We start from the raw sequence: 6,184 nt of genomic DNA on the forward strand, positions 1-6,184 counted from the left end.
CCTGTTCGTTCTTTTTTTCAATCTGATAAATTGACCAGATATAATTAAAAACTGTCTTAACAACCGCGTAGAATGGAATGCAGAGAATCATCCCTGGAATACCAGCTATATTACCAGCAGCCAACAATAACATAATAATTGTAAGTGGATGGATTTGAAGAGTTCGACCAATAATATTCGGATAAATGATGTTACCATCAATTTGCTGAACAATAACCACTACAACAACAACCCAAATCAACTTTTGAGGGGCAACCGCCAAAGAAACCATTAATGCAGGTGTAATACCAATATAAGGTCCAACATATGGAATCATATTTGTCAAACCGGCCACAATCCCTAGCACAATTGCAACTGGTTGACCAATAATCAAATACCCAATACTTGTAGCAATTGCTACAAAAATACATTCTATTGCTTGTCCTGCAATGTATGATGATAAAGTATAATTCATCTGGTGAAGTAATCTCCCAATCTCTTCTCCATGTTTTTTTGAAAAATACTTTTGCACACTAGGGACAAATTTATTACTGTCTCTTAACATATAAAAAAGCATCACAGGAACCGTAATCGCAACAATTACTGTACTAGTAACCATACCAATAACAGTTCCAGCTTGCGCAGTAATTCCTCTTAAAATCGTTTCAGACGAATTTGACAATTTATTTGTCATTTGCTTATAGTAGCTTTGAAAATCAATGTCTTTCAACCATGGGTGGTGTGAAAGCTTAATCATCAATCGTTGAGTTTCCTTGGCAGTTGTAGGCAATCCTTTAACAATCTGAGTTAACTCATTAACCATCGGTGGAATAATTGCGGTAATGACCCCGCAAATTATTAAAATAAGTACTAGAACTATCAAAATACTGGCAATGCCACGTGACATTTGATGTTTACCAATTCGAACTTTCATTAAAAGACTCATGATTGGACGCATCATGTAGTACAAAAATAATGAAATAATCACTGGCACAAAAACAACTGAAATAAATACTAAAATTGGTCGAAAAATGAAATCAATCTTCGTGCACACCCAAATTAGTAGTGCAGCCACTAACATTTCAATTGACCAATATAAAACCGATTGTTTCTTAATCATCACTGTTTTTCCTTAATAATATAAATGGGACGATGCTTAGACTGAATATAAATTCGTCCGATATACTTTCCTACAATTCCAATACATAATAACTGAAGTCCACCAATCAGAAGAATTAAACAAACTAATGATGCCCAGCCAAAAACACTACTGCTTGGCTCAACTATTCTTCTTATAATAACAAAAATAATTCCAATAATAGAAATAATAAAGGAAAACGTTCCCAGCCACACTGAAATGGATAATGGAACCTGTGAAAAATCTGCAATTCCATCCATTGCATACTTAAATAATTTCCAAGTTGACCAATCCGTTTCACCGGCTACTCGTTCAACATTATGATATTCTAGGTATTTAGTCTTAAAACCTACCCAACTAAAGATTCCCTTAGAAAACCGATCATATTCCTTTAGAGATAGTACTGCATTAACCATTTGACGAGTCATCATGCGATAATCACGTGCTCCGGAAATAATGTTTGTCTGTGAAATCTTGTTAATAATGTTATAAAACTGATTACTCAGAAAAGATTTAAATTTAGATTCACCCTTTCTATCTACCCGTCGAGTTCCAATACAGTCATAGTCATCTGTTTTAATTAATTTATACATTTTTGGAAGAAATTCCGGTGGGTCTTGTAAATCAACATCCATAACAGCAACATAATCCCCATTTGCAGCTTGCAATCCTGCATACAGAGCAGCTTCCTTCCCAAAATTACGAGAAAAGGAAATAAAGTGAACTTTTTCAGGATACTGATCATGCAAAACATGTAACTCATGTAAAGTCCGATCTGATGATCCATCATTAACAAACCAATATTCAGTTTCAAGATCATTTATTTTTATAACTATTTGTTCTACCGCTTTAAAAAAAAGTGGGATTGATTCTTCTTCGTTGTAGCAAGGTATGACAATTGATAATTTATCCATTTATTATTCCTCATTTTATTATAAAAAAATCGGTACAAAACCGTACCGATTAATTATACACTATTAACTAAACTTAGGCACCCGTAATCACATTAGGCGTAACATGGTAAGTGTAAGTCTTACCACCATAAGTACCAGAAACTGTCCAATCATTCGTACCGTTTTGCTTGGTAGTAAAGCCATCAATAGAATCGGCAGTTGGTTGATTGGGTTCACCCTTACCAGCTTCTAATGCATTGGCCCGCTGGTTACCTAAGTGTTCCTTAACCAAATTACGTGCATCCGTTTCATTCATCGTTTGAGTCTCCCGACTACTTACAGACTTAGCTGTTGTGCTATTTTGAACCCCATTAATTGTTGTCTTGGTTGAAGAACTGGTGCTTGAAACCTTAACATCATCATTATTGTTACTAATCTTTTTACTAGATGAGGTAACTTTAGTCATTTTTTTAGCATGATGCTTAGACTTAGTAACATGACTACTACTTTCAGCAGTGTCTTTATGAGATTGCGTAGCAGATTTACTACCACAAGCTACCAGTGATAACATCATGGTTCCAGCAATCGCTGACATCATAATCTTTTTTAATTTCATAAATTTGCTCTCCTCACATTTCAACTGATTACGTCAATTATAACAAACATTAATCAACCACAATATAATTTTTTATTAATTTAAAACAATGTAGTAACTAGGCGTGTAGTAACGCATTGACGTTGTCTTAACGACATCACCAGGTTCAGGAGCATGAACAAACGTACCATTTCCTAAGGAAATTCCTACGTGGTAAGGTGCACTATCGCTACCGAAGAATACCAAAGCACCCTTTGGTGCATTATAAACATCACGATGATGAGCACCTAAAGTAGTTTGTTGATAAGTAGTCCGATAATTACTACCTAAACCATAAGCCCATTGAACAAGTCCAGAACAATCAAATCCACCTGGTTTATTGCCGCCCCAAACATATGGAGTTCCTTTAGCAGACAAAGCCTTATCAACCGCTTGTTGTTGTTTAGTCATTAAATTACCATTGTTGTCAAACGTATATGACTTTCCATCAATGGTAACTGTTCCTGTTACCTTTTGACCAGTATATGGATCATAATAACTATTACCTTGCCAACCTGAGTTGATGTATTCAGCTGTGGTGAAGTCTGAGTAGTTAGAATTACCATCATCAGAGGAAGTCAAACGGTGAATGACCTTAATTCCCTTGTGTTGCATTGTATCAGTCAAAGGTAAACTTGTGCTGAAACCTGATTGGTTAGCATTAGCAATCCATGGATATACGTTGGCAACATCATTACGTGAGATATTCTTTTGATCACTGGTTAATTTAGTCCGATAAAGTTCATTACCGTTTAAATCAGTAACAATAATAAATTCATGGTTCATGCCTTCAGCATTCATTGCTGCATGCCAACCACTAACTTGAATACTGTTACCATTAATATTAAATGTATCAATATTACCTTCATTAGTTGCATAAGTCTGTGTGTATTGGTCACTATGATTGGTTTCACCATCTGCACCCGCAAACCGTAATACAAATTGTAAATTACCATTCAAACTTGCAGTGTTAAGGTTAATCGTAGCATTAAAACCACTGTTTAAGCTATCACTAATGTTTTTGTAAGCATTAGCAACATCCGGGCGTTGCGTTAAAGTAATTTTTTGACGTTTTATTTCCTTACCATCGTTTAAAACAATAATATATGCATTATTTTCACCATCAACTTGAGCATTATCGGCCATCCAACCAATTAATTGAATACCATTGGCAGTTTGCTTAATAGAATCAATTGCGTAGTGGGCTCCATCAATAGTAATGTTTCCCATCCAATTATCAACATGTAAACCATCATTACCATTACCATCCGCGGAGGTTGAATATCGACTAACCACTGTGTAATTATGACCCTTAGTTAATAAACTACTATCAAAAGTAGTATCAAATCCTGATTTATTACCAATAATATAGTTCTGATAAGCTTTTTCAACATCTGAACGGTCAATTGTCGTAACCTTCTTAGAGGCAACTTGTTTTTGAGTAGTGTTATCAAACAAAATTAGGTAATGATTGTTAGCAAATACACTATTGTCATCTGCATTCCAACCAGAAACCATGAGGTTAGAACCGTTACTTAAATCAAAGTTATCAAGGTTAGAACGATTGGTATTGTCTAAGTAGAACCAGTGATCGGTCTTATGACTTGCTACTCCGTCATCACCATTACCTCCATCATAAGAAGAATAACGACTGACAATTGCAATTCGATCATTTAATGAAGTTAAACCACCATAGTTAAGTTGGGCAGTAAATTTGGCATTCCCTGCGTTGTAAACATTATTATATGCCAAATCACTTGCGGTATTATTTACTTTAACAGCGTCAAGTTGTTTACCAGTCGTTGCATCATATAAGATGATGTAGTGATTACTTTTACCATAAGTTTGGTTATTAGCATCTGTTCCAGAAACTGTAATAGTACCATCACCATTATTAGTAATGTAATCTATAGATTGAGTTTCATTATTCTTAAAAGTAACAGGTGAGAACCAATGATCAACATAGTTTGTATTTCCCAATGGGTCACTGGTATAACGGCTAATAATTTGGATATTGTCGTTCAAATAGTCAGCACTTGTAATATTAAAACTAACGTTAAAACCAGAGAATTGAGAATTGTAGACATTTGGATATGCCTTTTGAACATCGTCACGTTGAGTATTTTGAATTAACTGACGACTTAATTCCTTATTTTGTGATTGATCGTAAACAATGATGTAGTGGTAATCCTTACCATAATCCTGATTTGATACGTTCCATCCATTAACATTCAGTTGACCATTTGAAATAGAAATGTTATCTAACCAACCATTGTTACTTTGATCAGCATTTGTAGAAGGCTTTTGTAATTCAACATTTTTAGGTTCCCAAGTAGTCGGTTGAGAAGCCTGTTGTTTAGTAGTCTCTGATATAGATGCTAAATTAGATTCTACAGATGTCCCATTTTGGTTAGCAGATTCGTCTTTTGTATTGCCTTGAGGAGTTGTTACCGTTGAAGCCTCATTTTCCATTGCAGTACTATTTGTGTCAGCACTTTCTGAAGTTGTATTTAAGGTTGTAATTGGATTAACATCATCCGCTTGAGCTGTAGCTCCATTAGCAGCAAAAACTCCTAAAGCAACCGATAAAGTTGCAATAGCAGCGTAACACCATTTTTTACCACTCTTGTACATTTTATAATGTTTCTTAGTATCCATATACTTAAAATTCAAGCCTTTCTTTTCATTCGTTTTTCAAAGTTTTTATTTAATTTCAACGATTATTAGATTATCATAAGAAGTGTTGGAATAGTGAGATATGGCAGTTTTGTTATTGGATTGATAATAAACGAAATTTTCCTGTAACATTAGTGTAATATAGAAGTATTATGAAGATTCTAAACACATTTATTAGATATTTCGTAAAAATCACACTACTATTTTGTAGTAACAAGGCACTTTCTTAAAATGGAAAAACATAGCCTCCCGTAAGCTTGTCGAAATAAATTTAAGAATACCGTTCTTCATTTTGAATTAGGAAAGTAAATTCTAATATTAATAAAGATATGTTGGTTATATTGTTTATCGATTTCTTATCAAACTATTAGGTAATTAAGGAACAACATGTTTCTACAACGTTAAAAGTAAACTTCATATTTTATCGACATCCCCAAAGTTTTTGCAATAATTTGGACCTTTAATTTTAAACTTAGATTTTGTGTCATAGTGCAGTAAGTCAAAAAATTATATTTAATGCTCATATTATTGCCGATCATGTCCACGTTGTCGTTCAAGCCTACCGGGCTTTACAAAAAATTCGCATTCGTGTCATGAATACCGGGCTTTAAAATGTTTTGGGAAGCTATTATTACAGAAAATTAATTCTCTTAATAACGTCCATTACTATCCTCGGCGCAACTTTCGTGGCGCATGGTTATCTAATAGTGAAGTGATCGATCGTCTCTTGGAGATGTTCGACGATTTAAAAAAAGCGGTTCTACACTATTCGGTACTGATGAGTTTTCATCAGTGCCGTTTTTGTATATGATGACAATAAAAAAGGACAATTACCCCAAAAAATACACACACGGTAATTGCCCT

General features: G+C 34.4%; 4 protein-coding genes. All 4 read right to left on the reverse strand.

The genetic code is table 11. The annotated features are described in order from the left end of the window. A partial coding sequence (locus tag H5975_RS06975) for an AI-2E family transporter (protein WP_204785439.1) occupies positions 1-1,099 on the reverse strand: 1,099 nt, incomplete at its 3' end. Beyond that, positions 1,099-2,031 (reverse strand): glycosyltransferase family 2 protein, encoded by a 933-nt coding sequence (locus H5975_RS06980; protein WP_204785440.1) that lies wholly within the window; start codon positions 2,029-2,031, stop codon positions 1,099-1,101. The genes H5975_RS06975 and H5975_RS06980, both read right to left, overlap by 1 nt. 73 nt (positions 2,032-2,104) lie before the next feature. Further along, a complete protein-coding gene (locus tag H5975_RS06985) occupies positions 2,105-2,626 on the reverse strand; it encodes a hypothetical protein (protein ID WP_204785441.1) in 522 nt (173 codons plus the stop codon). A 75-nt stretch (positions 2,627-2,701) separates the two neighbouring features. Continuing rightward, the gene (locus tag H5975_RS06990; protein ID WP_204785442.1) at positions 2,702-5,302 is read right to left on the reverse strand and encodes an NlpC/P60 family protein; all 2,601 of its coding nucleotides are present in this window, start codon (positions 5,300-5,302) and stop codon (positions 2,702-2,704) included. Positions 5,303-6,184 lie beyond the last annotated feature (882 nt).

The sequence above is a fragment of the Limosilactobacillus coleohominis genome, assembly GCF_016901675.1.
Taxonomy (GTDB): domain Bacteria; phylum Bacillota; class Bacilli; order Lactobacillales; family Lactobacillaceae; genus Limosilactobacillus; species Limosilactobacillus intestinavium.